The 17300-nt window shown below is 62.1% G+C and carries 18 protein-coding genes; 4 read left to right on the top strand and 14 right to left on the bottom strand.

Features of this window, described 5'->3' with window-relative positions; translation table 11 throughout:
* Positions 1-15 precede the first annotated feature (15 nt).
* The 4 genes from nusA to pip all read right to left on the bottom strand — a co-directional run bounded on the left by nusA (position 16) and on the right by pip (position 5090).
* Positions 16-1632: a transcription termination factor NusA gene (gene nusA / locus EP376_RS10565; RefSeq protein WP_127655498.1), complete on the bottom strand. Its 1617-nt coding sequence runs from the start codon at positions 1630-1632 to the stop codon at positions 16-18.
* The gene (gene rimP / locus EP376_RS10570) at positions 1632-2249 is read right to left on the bottom strand and encodes a ribosome maturation factor RimP (protein WP_127655934.1); all 618 of its coding nucleotides are present in this window, start codon (positions 2247-2249) and stop codon (positions 1632-1634) included. Before rimP ends, nusA begins: the two co-directional genes overlap by 1 nt.
* Positions 2250-2437: 188 nt before the next feature.
* Entirely contained in the window at positions 2438-3970 is a 1533-nt protein-coding gene (locus EP376_RS10575; protein ID WP_127655499.1) for an ABC transporter substrate-binding protein, read from the bottom strand.
* A 130-nt stretch (positions 3971-4100) separates the two neighbouring features.
* On the bottom strand, positions 4101-5090 hold the full coding sequence (gene pip / locus EP376_RS10580) for a prolyl aminopeptidase (RefSeq protein WP_127655500.1): 990 nt from the start codon (positions 5088-5090) through the stop codon (positions 4101-4103).
* Between the two features lie 64 nt (positions 5091-5154).
* Here pip and ubiG point away from each other — a divergent pair, with 64 nt between their 5' ends.
* On the top strand, positions 5155-5901 hold the full coding sequence (ubiG, locus tag EP376_RS10585) for a bifunctional 2-polyprenyl-6-hydroxyphenol methylase/3-demethylubiquinol 3-O-methyltransferase UbiG (RefSeq protein ID WP_127655501.1): 747 nt from the start codon (positions 5155-5157) through the stop codon (positions 5899-5901).
* A 6-nt stretch (positions 5902-5907) separates the two neighbouring features.
* Here the strand turns inward: ubiG and EP376_RS10590 are convergent, their stop codons facing one another.
* From EP376_RS10590 to EP376_RS10605, 4 genes are read right to left on the bottom strand one after another with little or no spacing between them, the layout of a single operon-like run.
* A complete protein-coding gene (locus tag EP376_RS10590; protein WP_127655502.1) occupies positions 5908-6351 on the bottom strand; it encodes a MarR family winged helix-turn-helix transcriptional regulator in 444 nt (147 codons plus the stop codon).
* Positions 6351-7181 carry a carbon-nitrogen hydrolase family protein gene (locus EP376_RS10595; protein WP_127655503.1) on the bottom strand — a complete coding sequence of 277 codons (831 nt, stop codon included), beginning with the start codon at positions 7179-7181 and terminating at the stop codon, positions 6351-6353. Before EP376_RS10595 ends, EP376_RS10590 begins: the two co-directional genes overlap by 1 nt.
* Positions 7178-7435 (bottom strand): glutaredoxin 3, encoded by a 258-nt coding sequence (gene grxC, locus EP376_RS10600; RefSeq protein WP_127655504.1) that lies wholly within the window; start codon positions 7433-7435, stop codon positions 7178-7180. Before grxC ends, EP376_RS10595 begins: the two co-directional genes overlap by 4 nt.
* Positions 7436-7467: 32 nt before the next feature.
* Positions 7468-8184, bottom strand: a complete 717-nt coding sequence (locus EP376_RS10605; RefSeq protein ID WP_127655505.1) for a ComF family protein — start codon at positions 8182-8184, stop codon at positions 7468-7470.
* A gap of 30 nt (positions 8185-8214) precedes the next feature.
* Between EP376_RS10605 and EP376_RS10610 the strand changes: the two genes are divergently transcribed.
* Both EP376_RS10610 and hemH read left to right on the top strand, forming a co-directional pair.
* The gene (locus tag EP376_RS10610) at positions 8215-9045 is read left to right on the top strand and encodes a methyltransferase domain-containing protein (RefSeq protein WP_127655506.1); all 831 of its coding nucleotides are present in this window, start codon (positions 8215-8217) and stop codon (positions 9043-9045) included.
* Between the two features lie 64 nt (positions 9046-9109).
* On the top strand, positions 9110-10189 hold the full coding sequence (gene hemH, locus EP376_RS10615) for a ferrochelatase (RefSeq protein WP_127655935.1): 1080 nt from the start codon (positions 9110-9112) through the stop codon (positions 10187-10189).
* A gap of 4 nt (positions 10190-10193) precedes the next feature.
* On the opposite strand, the gene EP376_RS10620 is transcribed toward hemH, so the two are convergent.
* Positions 10194-10388 carry a hypothetical protein gene (locus EP376_RS10620; RefSeq protein ID WP_127655507.1) on the bottom strand — a complete coding sequence of 65 codons (195 nt, stop codon included), beginning with the start codon at positions 10386-10388 and terminating at the stop codon, positions 10194-10196.
* Between the two features lie 85 nt (positions 10389-10473).
* On the bottom strand, positions 10474-11067 hold the full coding sequence (locus EP376_RS10625; RefSeq protein ID WP_127655508.1) for a L,D-transpeptidase: 594 nt from the start codon (positions 11065-11067) through the stop codon (positions 10474-10476).
* Positions 11068-11269: 202 nt separating this feature from the next.
* On the opposite strand from EP376_RS10625, the gene dalA reads away from it, so the two are divergent.
* The gene (dalA, locus tag EP376_RS10630) at positions 11270-11782 is read left to right on the top strand and encodes a divisome-associated lipoprotein DalA (protein WP_127655509.1); all 513 of its coding nucleotides are present in this window, start codon (positions 11270-11272) and stop codon (positions 11780-11782) included.
* Positions 11783-11784: 2 nt separating this feature from the next.
* Here the strand turns inward: dalA and EP376_RS10635 are convergent, their stop codons facing one another.
* The 4 genes from EP376_RS10635 to EP376_RS10650 form a co-directional block, all read right to left on the bottom strand.
* Positions 11785-12276: a L,D-transpeptidase family protein gene (locus EP376_RS10635; protein WP_127655936.1), complete on the bottom strand. Its 492-nt coding sequence runs from the start codon at positions 12274-12276 to the stop codon at positions 11785-11787.
* A 112-nt stretch (positions 12277-12388) separates the two neighbouring features.
* Positions 12389-13552 carry a class I SAM-dependent RNA methyltransferase gene (locus EP376_RS10640; protein WP_127655937.1) on the bottom strand — a complete coding sequence of 388 codons (1164 nt, stop codon included), beginning with the start codon at positions 13550-13552 and terminating at the stop codon, positions 12389-12391.
* A gap of 38 nt (positions 13553-13590) precedes the next feature.
* Entirely contained in the window at positions 13591-15441 is a 1851-nt protein-coding gene (locus EP376_RS10645) for an ABC transporter ATP-binding protein (RefSeq protein ID WP_127655938.1), read from the bottom strand.
* Between the two features lie 5 nt (positions 15442-15446).
* On the bottom strand, positions 15447-17300 hold the full coding sequence (locus EP376_RS10650) for an ABC transporter ATP-binding protein (protein ID WP_127655510.1): 1854 nt from the start codon (positions 17298-17300) through the stop codon (positions 15447-15449).

Below are 17300 nucleotides of genomic sequence, written 5' to 3' on the forward strand. Positions count from 1 at the left end.
GCAGGAGGCCTGAGATCAGGCCTCCGCCTCCTCTTCGTCGGTCGCGTCGGCCTCTTCGGCCTCGGCTTCCAGTTCGGTGGGGTCGACCCAGCCCAGGGCAACCCTGGCGGTCATGATCAGGTCCTGTGCCTCCTCGAGGCTGATATCGAAGGGCTCGAGCAGCCCGTCATCCTTGTGACGCTCACCGTCGATGGTCGTCCATCCGCCGGCCAGTTCCCAGTCGGCGCAGGTCGCGAAATCCTCGAGCGTCTTGACCCCATCTTCGGCCAGCGCCTCGATCATCTGGGGCGTCAGCCCGGGGAAATCGACAAGGCTGTCTTCCACACCCAACTCGCGGGCATGTTCAAGCGCCTTGCGGTTCAGCGCTTCGAGATAGTCACGCGCACGGGCCTGAAGCTCGGCCGCCGTATCATCATCGACACCGTCGATCACCAGAAGCTCATCCAGTTCCACGTAGGCCACCTCTTCGAGGCTGGTGAAGCCTTCGGCAACCAGAAGCTGGGCAAAGAATTCGTCCAGGTCCAGCGTGGTAACGAACAGCTGGGTCCGCTCCTCGAATTCCTTCTGGCGGCGGGCGGATTCTTCTTCTTCCGTCATGATGTCGATATCGAGGCCGGTCAGCTGGCTTGCCAGACGCACATTCTGACCACGGCGGCCGATGGCCAGCGAAAGCTGCTCTTCAGGTACGACCACTTCGATCCGCTCTGCCTCTTCGTCAAGCACCACCTTCGAAACCTCGGCAGGCTGAAGCGCGTTCACGAGGAAGGTCGGCATATCCTCGTTCCACGGGATGATGTCGATCTTTTCACCCTGAAGTTCGTTGACGACGGCCTGAACACGGCTGCCGCGCATACCGACGCAGGCGCCGACGGGATCGATCGAGTTGTCATAGCTGATCACGGCGATCTTGGCACGGCTGCCCGGATCGCGGGCGACGGCCTTGATTTCGATGATGCCGTCATAGATTTCAGGCACTTCCATCTTGAACAGCTCGGCCATGAATTCCGGAGCGGTGCGAGACAGGAAGATCTGCGGCCCCCGCTGTTCACGGCGGACATCCTTGATGAAGCAGCGAATACGGTCGCCGGGACGATAAGCCTCGCGCCCAATCTTTTCGTTGCGGCGCAGGATCGCCTCGCCCGCGCCGACATCGACGATGACGTTGCCGTATTCCTCGCGCTTGACGGTGGCGTTGATGATCGTGCCGGCGCGATCCTTGAATTCTTCGTACTGGCGATCACGCTCCGCTTCGCGGACCTTTTGCAGGATGACCTGCTTGGCCGATTGCGCGGCGATCCGTCCCAGCTCCACCGGGGGAACCTCTTCGACGAACATGTCGCCCACCTTCGGATCGTCCAGATACTGCCTGGCGGTCTCGACCGTCATTTCGGCCTGGTAATTCTCAAGTTCGTCATCCTCGACGACGGTCCGGACGCGGGTAAAGGTCGCCCGACCCGTCTTGCGATCGATCGAGACCCGGATGTCCATCTCCGCGCCGTAGCGGGACTTGGCGGCACGGGCGAGGCTCTCCTCCATCGCTTCCACGACAAGGCCGGGATCGATCATCTTTTCCCGGGCCACGGCCTCGGCGGTCTGCAACAGCTCAAGCTGGTTTGCGGATGTGATTGCCATCAATGCATCTCCCCTTTGCGGGCGGGGCCCGCGTCATCGTCATCCCCGTCAATGACGGATTGTACTTCGTCGAATTGTTCCGGATCGATCTGGCCCTGATCCTTGCGGCCCTTCAGCACATCGCGAATCAGGTCATCGGTCAGGACAAGCTTGGCATCGCTCAGCCAGTCGAACTTCAGGCCGATTGTCAGAGGCTCGCCATGTTCCTCGATCTCGATGAGGATCTCGTCGTCCTCGATGCCCTGCAACTCGCCCTTGAACCGGCGGCGCCCGTCGATCAGTTCGACCGTCTCGATCTTGGCGATATAGCCGGACCATTGATCGAAATCCTTCAGGCGCGTCAGGGGCCTGTCGATACCCGGGGACGACACTTCAAGCGTATAGGCATCGAGGATCGGATCCTCGACATCGAACACGGCGGAAAGCGCGGTCGAGATATCGGCACAATCATTCACTTCGATCGTGCCATCGGGCTTTTGCGCCATGATCTGCAATGTCTGTTCCTTGCCAGACATCAGACGCACGCGCACGAGTTCGAACCCCATATCCTCGATTACGGGACGGGCGATTTCGGCGATGCGTCTGTCCATGGCCGCACGGGCCACAAGGTCATTGATCATGTCTGTCACTCAGGCACAAAAAAACGGGCGCGCGGCCCGTAGATGTTTCCCGGTGGGTGCCGGGGGTGGAGGCCGGCACGCCGCTGTTGAGTTGCATATAGACACACCCTTCGTCAGACGCAAGTCCTCGTACAAATGCGGGACGGCGGGCGGGGCGATGGCAAAGCCGAGCGTCGCGCGTCGTCTCAGGCAAACCACCAGCGTTCCGCCATGCGCATCCCGTCCATCCCGAACGTGTTGCCGATCACCCCGGCATGGGACAGCGCGCTGCTGTGCGCGTCGACGTGGTTTGCATAGGCGGGGATGACGGTGCTGCCTTCGCTGGCGAAAAGCTGCTGCATTTCCTCGTACATCTCGCGACGCCGGGAGGAATCGAACTCGGCCCGCGCCAACACGAGCAGGCGATCGAATCGCTCGGACGCCGGACCTGCTGAAAGGCCACCCGCGCCAAGGGACGAAAACATCCAGTCCTCGGTCGCCCGACCAGAGGAGGACGCAACGCGCCATCCCGCCTGGCCCCAGATTTCGGCCTGCAGGTCTTCGGCAGAGTAATCGTTCACCTCGATATCGATCCCGGCACTGCGGGCGGTATCGCGAAACCGGAACGCCGCTTCGACAGCGCCGGGAAATGCGACATCCGACGCCGCGAGGCCCAGAGAGATACCATCCAGACCTGCCTCCGACAGGATCGCCGCTGCACGGTCGGGATCATGGGCCACAGGTTCGAGGCCAGCATCGAAATACTGGTTCGCCGGGCCAATCGGATGATCCCGCGCGACCGAACCGTGGCCCCCAAGGACCTGCCCCACGATCACGTCACGGTCGACGGCATGTTTCAGCGCGCGTTGCAGCGCCCGGTTCTCATGCGGTGACAAGGTGGCGATCCATGGAAATCCAATGTGCTGGTTCCCCATGACCTCGGCAATTTCGATGCCGCGTTTCCCCCGAAGCCGGGCCCGGGAGCGGAAATCAACCCGGTTCGCTGCATGGACGCGCCCCGCCATCAGGGCCGACATCCGGGACGGCCCATCATTCATGGCCAGCATCTCGACGCTGTCGAACCAGCCGGAGCGGCCATCCTTGTAATGCCCGTCGACGCGCCGCGCGATCATCCGCTGACCCGGTTCGAAGGTCTCAACCCTGTAGAGCCCGGTGCCGTTGCCATCCCGGATCGCGCCTTCGATATCGCCGGCGGGATAGATCACAAGGTGGTGGTCGGACAGCAGGAACGGGAAATCCGCATTCCCGGAGGTGAGCGTCAGACGGATCTGATGATCCGTCAGTTTCTCCATCCCCGCGATGTTCGACACGATGGGCCCGCCACCGGAACGGACATCGGGATCGCCATGCATCGCAAGCGAGGCGATGACATCATCGGCCCCGAACGGCCGGCCATCGTGGAACGTGACGCCGCGCCTGAGGTTGAACGTCCACACCCGCGCATCGGCGCTTGCCTCCCAGCTTTCGGCAAGCTCGCCCGCCAATTCGCCACCGGAAGTGATCTCGGTCAGGCAATCGAAGACACAGCCATGCGCGGCCATGATCATGAAGCTGTCGTCATGCCCGCGCGCATCCCAAGTGTCGCGGATCGACGCGCCCGACACGCCAAGCTTCAGCGTGCCCCCACGGCTTTGTGCGCGGACAGGCAGGCCCGAAGCGGCAAGAACACTCGCCGCCGCGCCTGACTTCAGCAGTCCACGCCGTGTAATCCGTGTCATGGTCTTCGCTCCGGATATCGGGGCTGCGCGATCGGGCATACAGGCCACTTGCGCGATTCGCCGTGCATCCTAGCAATGAAACGGGGCAGAGAGATATCAACTCGTTTCATCAAGCCGGGATCAGGCAAATTCAGCGGCCCTGTATCGCGGGATCGCGGCCGAACCGATCCATGGCCCGCACCAGCTCGGCGCTGATCCCCGGCTCCGACAGGGCATGCCCGGCCTTTGCCACCATTTGCAGACGGGCCTTTGGCCAGGCTTCAGACAGCGCATGAGCCGAGGTCGGCGGGCAGATCATGTCATACCGCCCCTGAACGATGATGCCAGGAACATCGGCGATTCGGTCCATCCGGTTGAGGATCTGCTGATCCTCCGACAGGAAACCCCGGTTGATGAAATAATGGTTTTCCAGCCGGGCGAAGGCGCGGGCATAATCGGCGGGGCTTTCGCCCACGATCCCGTCATTCTCGATCGAGGCGAGCGCATTTTCCCATGCGGCCCATGCGCGGGCGAACCGCGTCTCGAGCATCATGTCTCCAGAGAACAGGCGCCTGTTATAGGCCGCGATCAGATCGTCGCGCTCATCCGCAGGGATGATGCTGGCAAATCGGGCCCAGAGATCGGGCCAGAATTGCGCGGCACCGCCGCCATAGAACCAGTCGAGTTCCGGCTGGGTCATCAGGAACACACCACGCAACGCCAGCGCGCGCACCCGTTTGGCATGTTCCTGCGCGTAGATCAGCGACAGCGTCGCCCCCCAGCTCCCGCCGAAGACGATCCAGCTGCCGATGCCCAGCGTTTCCCGGATCAGTTCAATATCGGCGACCAGATGCCACGTGGTGTTTGCCGTGACGCTGGCATGAGGCCTCGACCGGCCGCAGCCCCGCTGATCGAACAGGATCGCCCGGTAGATTTCGGGATCGAAATACCGGCGCATCGCCGGGCTGCACCCGCCGCCGGGCCCGCCATGCAGAACGACGACCGGTATTCCGTCGGGGTTTCCGGATTGCTCGACATAGAGCCTGTGGCCATCGCCGACATCCAGCATGCGCTGGTCAAACGGTTCGATGCCCGGATATAGATGCGCCGCCGCGCGCTTTTGACCTGAGACCTTGTCCATTCGAGTCCTATATAGCGCCTTAAGAACCGGGGCCATGCCTTGGGGTGCCAGATTGGAGGAATGGATGCAAACCGCAACGAATACCGTCGATCCGTCGGAGATCGCCAAATTCGAGGCGATGGCTGCCGAATGGTGGGATACCGAAGGCAAATTCAAGCCGCTGCACATGCTCAACCCCTGCCGGCTGGATTACATCACGACCCAGATTGCAGCCGAATTCGGGCGTGACCTGTCGACCGAAGCGCCCTTTGCCGGGTTGCGCATCCTCGATATCGGGTGCGGTGGCGGATTACTGTGCGAACCGATGGCGCGGCTGGGCGCCGACGTGGTGGGCGTCGATGCCGCCGCCCGGAACATCCCCGTGGCACAGGTTCATGCGGAACAATCCGGGCTGACTATCGATTACCGGGTCGGCACAGCCGAGGATATGGCCGCCGATGGCGAACAATTCGACGTCGTGCTGAACATGGAAGTGGTCGAACATGTGGCCGATCCGCTGGGATATCTCACCGCTTGCCAGCAGCTCCTGAAACCCGGCGGGCTGCACATCTGCTCGACCATCAACCGCAACGCCAAGAGTTTTGCCATGGCGATCGTGGGCGCGGAATATGTGATGCGGTGGTTGCCCAAGGGCACGCATGAATGGTCGAAGTTCATCACCCCCGATGAATTGTTCGACCTGCTGCGCAAGGCCGGCCTGACACCGGAGGATCGCAAGGGGTTCCAGTTCAACCCCGTGACATGGGGATGGCGGATTTCCGACCGAGATCTCTCGGTGAACTATGTCACGGCAGCCACGAAGCCCGTCTGAACGGCCTCAATCCGATCCTTCAAGCTGCTGACGCAATTCCCGAAGGACGGGCAGTGTCGCGCGCATCCTGTCTTCGCCGACCTTGGCCGACACCTCGTCGATGATCGGCGCGATGGCGGCTACGGCCGCGTTGCGCGCCGAAAGGCCTGCGGGGCTGATCGAGACCAGCTTGCGCCGTGCATCATCCCAATCGGGGCGGACGTGGATCCAGCCCGCCCATTCAAGCTTGCTCAAGGTATTGGTCATCGCGCCGCGGGTCAGGTGAAACGTGCGGGCCAGCTGGGCAGGGGTGCGTTCGGCGCCTGACCGGGCAAGGGAATTGAGCACGGAGAAATGCGACAATTCCATACCGCGCGGCAACGCCTTGGAGATCCGGTTGCGGGCCAGCTGGTCAATCGCAAGGATCTCGCCGAAGACGGCAATCGAGAGACTTGATGAAAAGTCGGTCATCAGGGGCCTGCGAAGGGGCGGAAATGGGTCAGCGACGGAACGCGCGCCCGCGACTTTGCCACTTCGTCGATATCAAGATCAACAATCGTGATCCCCACGTCATCCCCGCCATCGGCCAGCACCTCGCCCCAGGGCGAAACCGCAAGACTGTGCCCATGGGTCCGACGCTGACGGTCGGTCGAGGTCGGGTGTTCGCCCGTCTGGGCGGGCGCAAGGACGAATGCGCCGCATTCAATGGCACGTGCCCGCAAGAGCGGCTCCCAATGCGCCTGACCTGTTGGCCGGGCGAAAGCAGAGGGAACCGTGATGATCTGCGCGCCGGCACGCGCCAAAGCGGAAAAGAGATGCGCAAACCGCAGGTCATAGCAGATCGTCATCCCGATCTTGGCAAAGGGCGTGTGGGCCAGAACAGCCCGGTCACCCGGCTGATAGCCCGCCGATTCCCGATAGCTTTCGGTTTCCGAGATGGTGACGTCGAACATGTGCAACTTGTCATAGCGCGCCGCGATCGCCCCGTCCGGCCCGATCAGGAACGACCGGTTCACGAAAGGCGCGCCCGGGCGTTCGGCCTTGAGCGCAAGCGATCCGATCAAAAGCCATATGCCCAGCGTGCGGGCTTCGTCCTGCAGCGCGGGCAGGGTCCGATCCTCGGCTTCGGGCCGCAGAACCTCCAGCTGCCGATCCCGACTTCCCGAGACGCAGTTCGTGACCTCGGGCGTCAGGACAAAATCCGCCCCCTGCCCCGCCGCCTCACGGATCAGCCCGCGCGTGGCAACGAGGTTCTCGGACGGATCGTCGCCCGAACTCAGTTGAACGAGGCCAGCCCTCACGCCGACAGCATGGGATCGAGCTTGCCCGCGCGTTCCAGAGCGTGAAGCTCATCGCAGCCGCCGATATGCTCATCTCCGATGAAGATCTGCGGGACGGTCCGACCGCCGTTTGCCCGCTGGATCATCTCGGGCTTGCGTTCGGGCGCGGCCATCACGTCGATTTCGCTGAAGCACACGCCCTTTGCCGTCAGCAGACGCTTGGCCGCGTGGCAGTATCCGCAATACGGGGAGGTATAGATTTCGACGGGTTTCATGCTGGTTTCCTTCTTCAGGTGTCCAGCACTATCTAGGCTCCCTTGACGGCGCGGGCCAGATGCAGAACGCAAACCCGCTCTGCTCCGGCCAGATGGGCCGCCTCTGTTGCAGCCGCGGCAGTGGCGCCCGACGTCATCACATCGTCGACAAGGATGACCTGTTGTCCCGCGAGCCGGGCACCCCGTTTGGGATGCGGGCGGATCGCATCCGACACGGCGGCAAACCGTTCGTCCGGCGTCAAACCACCCAGCGACGCGGTGCGCCGGACACGGACCAGCGCATCGGGTTCGACCCTGTTGCCGGTCTCGCGACCCAGGTAGCGGGCCAGAACAGCAGATTGATTGTATTTGCGCCGGAAAAGCCGCGTCCAATGGAGCGGCACGGGCACGATAATCGCCCCCGGTTCGAGGAACGGCCTTCCGGCACGGGCCAGCCACTTTGCCGCCGCGCGCGCGATATCCGTCCGGTCGCCGTGCTTGACGCCCAGAACAAGCCGCCGCCCGTTATCACGGTAGATCAGCGCCGCACGACCCTGCTCCCACGGGCGGGCGATCACCATGCAATCGTCGCAGGTCTCGGTCGCGCCATCGCTTTCACCGGGTAAAGGAACACCGCACCCGCCGCAGACGAGGCCGTCGATGAACGGTGTCTCGCGCCAGCAGGCGCCGCAAAGGCCGAAATCCTGCTCCGTCATCGACGAACACAGCAGGCACCGCGCAGGGTAAATCAGGCTCAGAGCGCTTTGCATCGGGGATCAAACTCTCTTACATGGGGCGCCATGGATCAGCCGCCGCGCCTTACCGACCGACCCGCGCTTGAACGCAATCGTGCCCGTGCGGCACGAAACCCGGCGCTTTTCCTTCATGACTGGGTCGCCGACGAGATCGAGGAAAGGCTCAAAGAGGTTAACAGATCGTTCACAGAGACAGCCGTCGTCACGACGCAGCAGGGTGTCTGGGCCGATCGGATCCCCGCCGCGCGCCTGATCACGGATGACGAGACACTCGATGTTCAAACGGCCGCGCATGACCTTGTCATCCACTGCCTGTGCCTGCACTGGGCGAATGATCCGGTCGGTCAGATCGCCCAATCCCGGTTGGCCTTGCGTCCCGACGGTCTGTTTCTTGGCGCCTTGTTCGGCGGCCAGACATTGAACGAATTGCGGATCTGCCTGGCCGAGGCCGAAGCGTCGATCTCGGGGGGGCTTTCGCCGCGCGTGGCACCGATGGGCGAGATACGGGATTTGGGCGCCTTGCTGCAAAGGGCGGGCCTTGCTCTGCCCGTGGCCGACAGCCAGCCCCTGACTGTCAGCTACGAAAACGCCTTCGCCCTGATGAAGGATCTGCGCGCGATGGGCGAGTCGAACGCGATGGAACAGCGGTTGCGCCGGCCCACGGCCCGATCCGTGCTTGTCCGGGCCGCTGAACTCTATTCAACGAATTTCGCCCAACCCGACGGGCGCATTCGGGCGACGTTCGAAATCGTCTTCCTGACGGGATGGGCACCGTCGGAAAATCAGCCGAAACCGCTTCGTCCGGGCAGTGCGAAGGCACGGCTCGCGGATGCGTTGGGCACATCGGAAACACCTGTTGCCGGAAGTCGCGATTGACGCGCGGGCATTTCCTCTTATCTGGAACGACATTGCGATGACGATCGACCCGAAGGATCAGGACATGTTCGACGCTAAATCACCGACCAGGGCGGATGCGGTTGCCAGCTGCCCGGTTCATGCCCCTTCGGACCATCCGAAAATTCCTGCCGCCAAGGTCGGCATCCTTCTTGCCAATCTGGGCACTCCGGACGCGACGGATTACTGGTCCATGCGGCGGTATCTGAATGAATTCCTGTCCGACCGGCGCGTGATCGATTATTCGCCGTGGCTCTGGCAACCCCTGCTTCAACTGGTGATCCTGTCAAAGCGTCCGTTCTCGTCGGGCGCGGCCTATCGGTCGATCTGGAACACCGAGGCCAACGAATCGCCGTTGATGACGATCACCAAGGAACAGACCTCCGCGATCCACGATCAGCTGCACGAGACCTATGGCGACAGTGTCATGGTCGATTTCTGCATGCGTTACGGCAATCCGTCGACCAAGTCGAAGGTGCAGGCCATGGTCGAGGCCGGCTGCACACGCATCCTGTTCTTCCCGCTTTATCCGCATTACGCCGGTGCCACATCCGCCACGGCCTGCGATCAGTTCTTCCGCGCCCTGATGGAGGAGAAGTGGCAACCCGCAGCGCGCGTGGTGCAGCCCTATTTCGACGATCCGGCCTATATCGAGGCCTTGGCACAATCGATCGAACGCGCCTATGCGGCTAAGGAAGACAAGCCCGATGTTCTTGTCTGTTCCTATCACGGTGTGCCCGAGCGCTATCTTCGGGAAGGCGATCCCTACCATTGTCAGTGCCAAAAGACGACGCGCCTGCTGAAAGAACGGCTGGGTTGGGACGACACCCGCATCACCACGACCTTCCAGTCCCGGTTCGGGCCGGAAGAATGGCTAAAGCCCTATACGGTCGACGAGGTTGCCCGTCTTGCAGAAGCCGGAAAGAAGAAGATCGCCGTCTGCGCACCGGCCTTTTCCGCCGATTGCATCGAGACCCTGGAAGAGATCAACGAGGAAATCCGCGAAAGCTTTGAAGAGGCCGGCGGCGAAGATTTCACCTATATCCCGTGCCTCAACGCCGACGAGGCGCATATCGATGCGCTCTGCGGAACGATCAGGGCCAACCTGAAGGGTTGGCTCGACTGACGATCTATTTCGATACGACAAGATAGACAAAGAAGAGGCCCGCGCCGACGATTCCGGGCAGAACCAGATGCTGCGACGACGATCCGGCAGTCTCTTCGATCACGCGCTGGGGCACTTCGCGCTCGGGCTGCATTCCCTCTGCCAGTCCCGGTCCTGCGACAAGGCTGGCAAGGGCCGCGGCAGCGATCACTCGTTTCATGGCAGATCTCCGGTTCAGCATCACACAGGTCTGTCTAGCACGGGCAGCACGGCTGTCCGCAAGAGAAAGCGTGATGCATGCCAGCTCAAATCAACAGGACCTGGGTACCAACCTTGGCCAGATCGAACAGTTCGGTGATGTGCTCATTGTAAAGCCCGATGCAGCCGTTCGAAGACCGGCGCCCGATCTTGCGCGTGTCGTGGGTCCCGTGGATGCGGTAATATGTCCATGACAGGTACAGTGCGAGCGGGCCGAGCGGGTTCATCGGATCGCCGCCCTCGACAACGGCGGGCCATTCGGGATTGCGTTCCCGCATCGACGGGGTCGGGCGCCAGGTCGGGTTCACGACTTTCTGGATCACCTCGGTCCGGCCAAGGCGCGTCAGGTCCTCGGTCAGAGGGACCGAAGTCGGGAAAAGGCGATAGGTTCCACCATCCTCGGACCAGAAATGCAAAGCACGCGACTGGATGTCGCACAGGATCGCGCCGTTGTTGAGATTCGTGAAATAGGGCCGCCAGTCCAGCATCCGAAAGCTGGAGATATTTCTTTGAACCGCCGACGACAGATCCTCTTCGATCGCAGTCGAATTCTCCATCGCGCTGGACTGGGCCGCCGCATAGGACGCCAGAGATCCTCCAAGGGCAGCACTTCCCGCGGCTATGAAACGACGTCTGTTCATGAAGTCTCTCGCAATTGACATGACGAAACTGGAACCGAGCGACATGATAAGGTGCGTCGGAACCTCAGGGAAGATAGGCGTCTCTCGAGGGTTGTGCAAATCACAGCCGCGTAACTTTCATGGCACATGAAATGTTTCGGTATTTGAAGTGTATGCGTCTTGGTCTTAATGAGTGGCAGCCGAAAGCGTCAAAGGGTTTACCATGTTGAGACGAAATCTGCTTATCGGGATCGCATTGGGCGCCCTTTCGGCCTGCTCATCCGCGCCGCGCGGTGCCATCGGCCCCGATGGCCTGCCGGTTCAACAGGTCTACCGGATCACCGAGCAGGACGCGGCCGAGATTCCGTTTCGCGTCCTTGATGCGCTGAACACTCTGCGCGGCGCATCAGGCGCTGGGCCGCTTGTCCTGAATGCCGAGCTTACGGCGGCTGCGGCAACGCATTCCCGCGATATGGCGATCCAGAACCGGCCATGGCATTTCGGATCGGACGGGTCTTCGCCGGTGGATCGGCTGCGTCGCGTTGGCTATAACGGCCAGCTGATCGGCGAAGTCATCTCGGAGACCTTCGAGACCGAGCTCGAAACCTTGGGAGCCTGGATGCAAAAGCCCGATACGCGGGCCGTCCTTCTTGATCCGGCAGCAACGCAGATGGGCATTTCCTGGCTTCAGGAAGGCGGCGGCAAGATCTGGTGGACCCTCGTTCTGGGAAGCTGAGATCAGGGATAAAGCCAGATCGGCGTTCCAACCCTGACCATCGAATAGATCACCTCGATCTCGGAATTCGATACGGCGAGACATCCCCACGTCCAGTCGCGATCCCCCCGGAAAGCACGTGGCGTCCCATGGATAAAGATATCGCCACCTGGGGAATGGCCGATCGCTGCGGCGCGGGCCCTGTCCTCGGCATTGGGATAAGAGATGCCAACGGACAGATGGAACGACGAATTCGGGTTCTTCCTGTCGATGTAATACAGGCCCTCGGGTGTCTTGCCGTCGCCTTCGATCTGCTTGTGACCGACCGGCGCAAACCCAAGCTCGAAATCATAGGTCTTGAGGATTTCCGCCTCGTGCATGAGGTGGAGTTTCCGACGACCCTTGTAGACGACGATACTGGTCACGGCGGGGCCGTCATATGTCAGGAAACGAGGCCCGCCGCCGCAGGCCGCCAGAAGCGACACACCGCCAAGCAGGGCGGCGCGTCTTGTCATAACCGGAACGTTCATCGTTTGCCTCGATCAGATACTCGCGAAGACTAGAGCCATGCCTGCGTTTCCACCAATCAAATCGGCGGCAATAGGCCCGGCATACCGATAGTCGTTTCTAACGTGTGAAACCACAGCCGATCTCGAGGTGGGCCGACCAGCGAAACTGATCGACAAGCAGGGGTTTGCCCATCTCGTATCCCGCATTCACGAGCGTGCGCGCATCGCGCGCAAAGGTCACCGGATTGCAGGAAACCATCGCGATCACGCCCGGTCCGCCGATGGCAAGTTCGGCGATCTGAGCCTCGGCCCCGGCGCGTGGCGGATCGATTACCGCTGCGTCGAACGCCCGAAGCTCATCGGGCAGAAGCGGACGCCGAAACAAATCGCGCGTCTCGGTGGTTATGGTCTTGAGCCCTGTCGCGCCCCGCCACGCGCGATCCAGTGCGGAAAGGAGCCGTTCATCCCCCTCGACGGCATGAACAACCGCACCACGCGCAAGCGGCAGGCTGAACGTCCCGCAGCCGGAGAACAGATCCACCACGCGCGAGGCACCAGTCACGATCCGTTCCACCTCGGTTGCCAACACAGCCTCGGCATGACCGGTGGCCTGAAGGAATGCGGCCGGCGGGGGCTCGACCGGAAATCCCGACAGCCGCACGATCGGCGGCGCAAGCGTGGCCACCGGCTCCCCGTTCCAGGTGATCCGCGCGATCCCATGCTGCGACGCAATGGCGGGAAGCGTCTCTCGCAGTTCGCGGTCAAGCTCCCGCGGTGATGTGATCAAGACATCGGCGCCGGATTCGGTTTCCGTGACATACAACTCGGCATCCGTGGTCCGCGTCGCGGCTAGCCGGGCAAGGACCTCGAATCCGGGGAACCGGGCGCGCAATTCTGGGCTAAGTATCCGGCACTCGGGGATCGCGATCACGTCATCCGACCGCGCGGCGTGAAAGCCCACGAAAGCGCCTTTCTTCGTGCGACGGCCGGTCAGTTTTGCCCTGCGACGGGTTTCCGGCGGAGAGGTTTCGATCCGGTCTATCGCGGTGCCCAGACCCTGTGCCGACAGCGCGTATGACAGGATGCCCGCCTTCCAGCCCGACACGAATTCATCGCTTGCATGTTGCATCGCGCAGCCGCCGCAGCTTTTGAAATGCCGGCAGGGCGGCGCGACGCGATCGGGGCTTGGCGTGACGATCCGGACGCCACCATCGTCTTTCAGTTCGATCTCTTCTCCGGGCAAGACCCGCGCATGCAGGCTGCCATCAGAGGCGCGGCCCATGCCCGTCTGGGTCAGCGCATCGATCGTCAAGGTCTTGGTCACTCGGCGGCATCCTGCGTCTGGATGAAGCCTCCGGACTGACGGTTCCAGTACCGGGCATAGACACCGCCACTGGCCAGAAGGTCGTCATGGGTGCCTTGCTCGACGATCTGCCCCGCCTCGAGGACAACGATCCGGTCCATGCTGGAAATCGTCGAAAGCCGGTGGGCGATGGCGATCACGGTCTTGCCTTCCATCGCGGTTTCAAGCGCAGCCTGGATCGACGCCTCGACCTCGGAATCAAGCGCCGATGTCGCCTCGTCCAGAACAAGGATCGGCGCATCCTTCAGAAGCGCGCGGGCAAGGGCGATCCTCTGACGCTGACCGCCCGAAAGCTTCACACCGCGTTCGCCGAGGAAGGCATCGTAGCCTGACCGACCCCTGAAATCCCGCAATTCGGCGATGAATTCAGAGGCCTCGGCCTTGCGGGCAGCCTCCTCAACTTCGGCGTCTGTCGCGCCGGGCCGGCCATAGCGGATGTTGTCCCGGGCCGTTCGGTTGAACATCGCCGTTTCCTGCGTGACCATCCCGATGTTCCGGCGCAAACTATCCTGACTGACCTGACTGACATCGTGCCCGTCGATCACGACACGGCCTTCTTCGGGATCATAAAGCCGAAGGAGAAGCGCCACCAAGGTGGATTTCCCCGCCCCTGACGCGCCGACAACGCCCAGCTTTTCACCCGGCGAAATCGTCAAACCGACATGCGTGATACCGCCACTTCTGCGCCCGTACGCAAAACTCACATCCTCGAAGCGGATTTCACCCCTCGGCACCTCCAGCTCGGTTGCGCTGGGCGCATCGACAAGCTGATGCGGCGGCGTCAGGGTATTCATCCCGTCTTCGACTTCGCCGACATGGCTGTAGATCGCCATCAGGGTGAAGCTGATCCACCCCGACATCTGGGCAAGACGGATCGCCACGGCGCCGCTGGCCGCGATATCGCCGGGGCTGACCCCGGTATCGCGCAGCAGAAGCCCGGCTCCGACCAGCCCAACAGGCAGCAATCCCGACAACGCCATGAGCCCGAACCGGAACAGCGTCGAGATTTCGCCAAAGTAGACGGCCTCACTGCGGAGATCCTCCATCGCGCCGATGGCAACCTTGTCTTCATGTTCGCGCCCGGCGAAAAGCTTGACGGTGCGAATATTGGTGATCGTATCGACGACCTGCCCCGTGACCATGGCCTGTGCCGCGGCACGCGCCTTGGATCGCGACCTGATCTTGGGAAGCATGACCCTGAGGTAGAAGAAATACAGCGCTAGCCAGCCCAGCAGTATGAGCAGAAGCCGCCAGTCGATGGCGACGACAAGAATGGCCGCCCCCAGAACCGATGACAGGCCAAAGATGACCGCGTTGACCGTTTCGACGACAATTTCGGTCAGCGACCTGCTGGCCTGCATCTGTTTCTGCGCAAGCCTGCCGGCATAATCGTTGTCAAAGAACGTGATCGCCTGTCCCAGCGTCCAGCGGTGCAACCGGCCCAGCGCCAGCGTGAACACATTCGGCCCGATGACCACAGACTGAAACGCGGCATTCAGCCCGAACAGGATCGGACGCAGGCCAAGAACGAGAAAGGAGCCGAGGATCAGAAGGCCAAACGCCTCGCTCAGGGGGGCGCCGCTTCCCGCGATATCGACGATCCGGCCAAGAATATACATGGTCAGGACTTCGGACGCGCCGGTTGCAGCAGAAATCACCGCAGCGATCGCAAGGATCGGCCAGCTTCCTTCAAGGCACCAACGCATGAACGACCAGAGCGTGCGCGGCGGCGCACCGGGCGCGGCACGGTCGGTATCGATCAGCCCCGAAAGCCGTTCGATGAAGGTTGAAAAAAGCTGCTGTGCCATTGCGGTCAAACTACCGTCTCCGGACTGAGGAACCCGCCCGACTGACGGCTCCAGAATTGAGCATATAGCCCGCCCTGTTCCAAAAGCCCATCGTGGGTTCCATCCTCGACGATCCGCCCGTTCTGCATCACGATGATCCTGTCCATCTTCGCGATCGTCGAAAGCCGGTGCGCGATGGCGATGACGGTCTTGCCCTCCATTGCGGAATCGAGCGCGTTCTGGATGACGGATTCAACCTCGGAATCAAGCGCCGAAGTCGCCTCGTCCAGAACAAGGATCGGCGCATCGCGCAGCAGAACCCGCGCGAGGGCGATCCGCTGACGCTGCCCGCCCGACAGCTTGACCCCGCGTTCGCCCACATGAGCGTTGTAGCCCCTCCGTCCCTTGGGATCCTCCAGTCCGAGGATGAAATCATGGGCCTCCGCCTTTTTGGCAGCGCTGATCATCTGCTCTTCGGTGGCATCGGGTCGCCCATACAGCAGGTTCGCCCTGACCGACCGGTGCAGGAGGGATGAATCCTGCGTCACCATCCCGATCGCCCCGCGCAGCGTATCCTGCCGGACACCCGAGATATCCTGACCATCGATCAGGATGCGGCCGTCCTCGATATCACGGAAACGCAGGATCAGGTTCACCAATGACGATTTGCCTGCCCCGGATGGCCCGACCAGCCCGACCCGCTGACCACCCTCGATCACGAGGTTCACGTGATCGAGGCCACCCGCCTCCTTGCCATAGTGATGCGACACGCTCTCGACCCGGATTTCCCCCTTGTCGACTTTCAGCGCCGGCGCGTTCGGCACATCGGTGACGGTCTGTTTGACAGCAATACTTTGCAGCGACTCGGCCATGACGCCAAAATGCTCATAGGTCCGGATCGTCATCCACATGATCCATCCGGTCATCGTGTTGAGCCGGAGCGCCATGGCGATTGCCGCCGCCACCTCCCCGATGGAGAGTGCACCGCTCGACCATAGCCAAAGGGCCGGGCCGATCACCATGAGCATCGCTGCCGAGTTGAAGGCCGCCATCGCGCTTTGCTGAAAGGCAAACAACTGCATCAGCACCCCGAACCGAAGGCGCAGCCTGCGCAGGATCGACAGCGCATAAGCCTCTTCACGCCGGGCATCGGCGAACAGTTTGACCGTTTCGATGTTGCTATAGCTGTCGACGATCCGACCCGAGGTCTGTGAATTGACCTGGTTGAACTTTTCCGATGCCCGCTTGGTGGCGGGCGCGAACGTCACGACGAACAGGACGAAAAGCGCGATCCAAAGCGCGAGCGGCAGTGCCAGACGCCAATCCATCCCCAGAAGCAGAATCAGCGTCGCAATGGCAAATGCACCGGCCTGCCAGAACGCCTCGAACCCCAGAAAGACTGAATCCTCCACGGCGAACCCGATGTTCATCACCCGGTTCGACAGCCGTCCGGCGAAATCGCTTTGAAAGAAGTTGACCGGTTGACCCAGCATGTGCCGATGCGCCCGCCAGCGCACCTGGGGCATCATGTTCGTCGAGATACCGCAGAACAGGAGGGCCGAGTTGACCGCGATCGTCAGAGGTCTGAGCAGCAGGAACAGAACGGCGGCAAGGATCACCTCGCCCCCGTGTTCCTGCCAGAACCCCTCGGGGCCGTTCGCCATCAGATCGACCAGGCGGCCCGCATACCAGATCAACCCAAGCTCCAGCACCGCGACGGCGGTGCCGAGGATCGCGGCATAGATCAGGATCGTGCGATAGCTGCCGAGCTGATCCAGCAGGAACCTCATCGGTTGTGCGGGCGGCGTTTCCCCCCTTGGCCGTTCCTCGAAAGGGTCAGGCATATCCTCGATGCGGCGGACAAAGCTGCGGATACCCAT

Origin of the sequence: Alexandriicola marinus (assembly GCF_004000435.1) — a bacterium.
Lineage (GTDB): Bacteria > Pseudomonadota > Alphaproteobacteria > Rhodobacterales > Rhodobacteraceae > Alexandriicola > Alexandriicola marinus.

Bases quoted from the DNA above. Each gene is read 5' to 3' on its own strand.
- nusA (WP_127655498.1), bottom strand. From the start codon at position 1,632: ATGGCAATCACATCCGCAAACCAGCTTGAGCTGTTGCAGACCGCCGAG.
- EP376_RS10575 (WP_127655499.1), bottom strand. From the start codon at position 3,970: ATGACACGGATTACACGGCGTGGACTGCTGAAGTCAGGCGCGGCGGCG.
- pip (WP_127655500.1), bottom strand. From the start codon at position 5,090: ATGGACAAGGTCTCAGGTCAAAAGCGCGCGGCGGCGCATCTATATCCG.
- ubiG (WP_127655501.1), top strand. From the start codon at position 5,155: ATGCAAACCGCAACGAATACCGTCGATCCGTCGGAGATCGCCAAATTC.
- EP376_RS10590 (WP_127655502.1), bottom strand. From the start codon at position 6,351: ATGACCGACTTTTCATCAAGTCTCTCGATTGCCGTCTTCGGCGAGATC.
- grxC (WP_127655504.1), bottom strand. From the start codon at position 7,435: ATGAAACCCGTCGAAATCTATACCTCCCCGTATTGCGGATACTGCCAC.
- EP376_RS10605 (WP_127655505.1), bottom strand. From the start codon at position 8,184: ATGCAAAGCGCTCTGAGCCTGATTTACCCTGCGCGGTGCCTGCTGTGT.
- EP376_RS10610 (WP_127655506.1), top strand. From the start codon at position 8,215: ATGGATCAGCCGCCGCGCCTTACCGACCGACCCGCGCTTGAACGCAAT.
- hemH (WP_127655935.1), top strand. From the start codon at position 9,110: ATGTTCGACGCTAAATCACCGACCAGGGCGGATGCGGTTGCCAGCTGC.
- EP376_RS10620 (WP_127655507.1), bottom strand. From the start codon at position 10,388: ATGAAACGAGTGATCGCTGCCGCGGCCCTTGCCAGCCTTGTCGCAGGA.
- EP376_RS10625 (WP_127655508.1), bottom strand. From the start codon at position 11,067: ATGAACAGACGTCGTTTCATAGCCGCGGGAAGTGCTGCCCTTGGAGGA.
- dalA (WP_127655509.1), top strand. From the start codon at position 11,270: ATGTTGAGACGAAATCTGCTTATCGGGATCGCATTGGGCGCCCTTTCG.
- EP376_RS10635 (WP_127655936.1), bottom strand. From the start codon at position 12,276: ATGACAAGACGCGCCGCCCTGCTTGGCGGTGTGTCGCTTCTGGCGGCC.
- EP376_RS10640 (WP_127655937.1), bottom strand. From the start codon at position 13,552: ATGGGCCGCGCCTCTGATGGCAGCCTGCATGCGCGGGTCTTGCCCGGA.
- EP376_RS10645 (WP_127655938.1), bottom strand. From the start codon at position 15,441: ATGGCACAGCAGCTTTTTTCAACCTTCATCGAACGGCTTTCGGGGCTG.
- EP376_RS10650 (WP_127655510.1), bottom strand. From the start codon at position 17,300: ATGGGTATCCGCAGCTTTGTCCGCCGCATCGAGGATATGCCTGACCCT.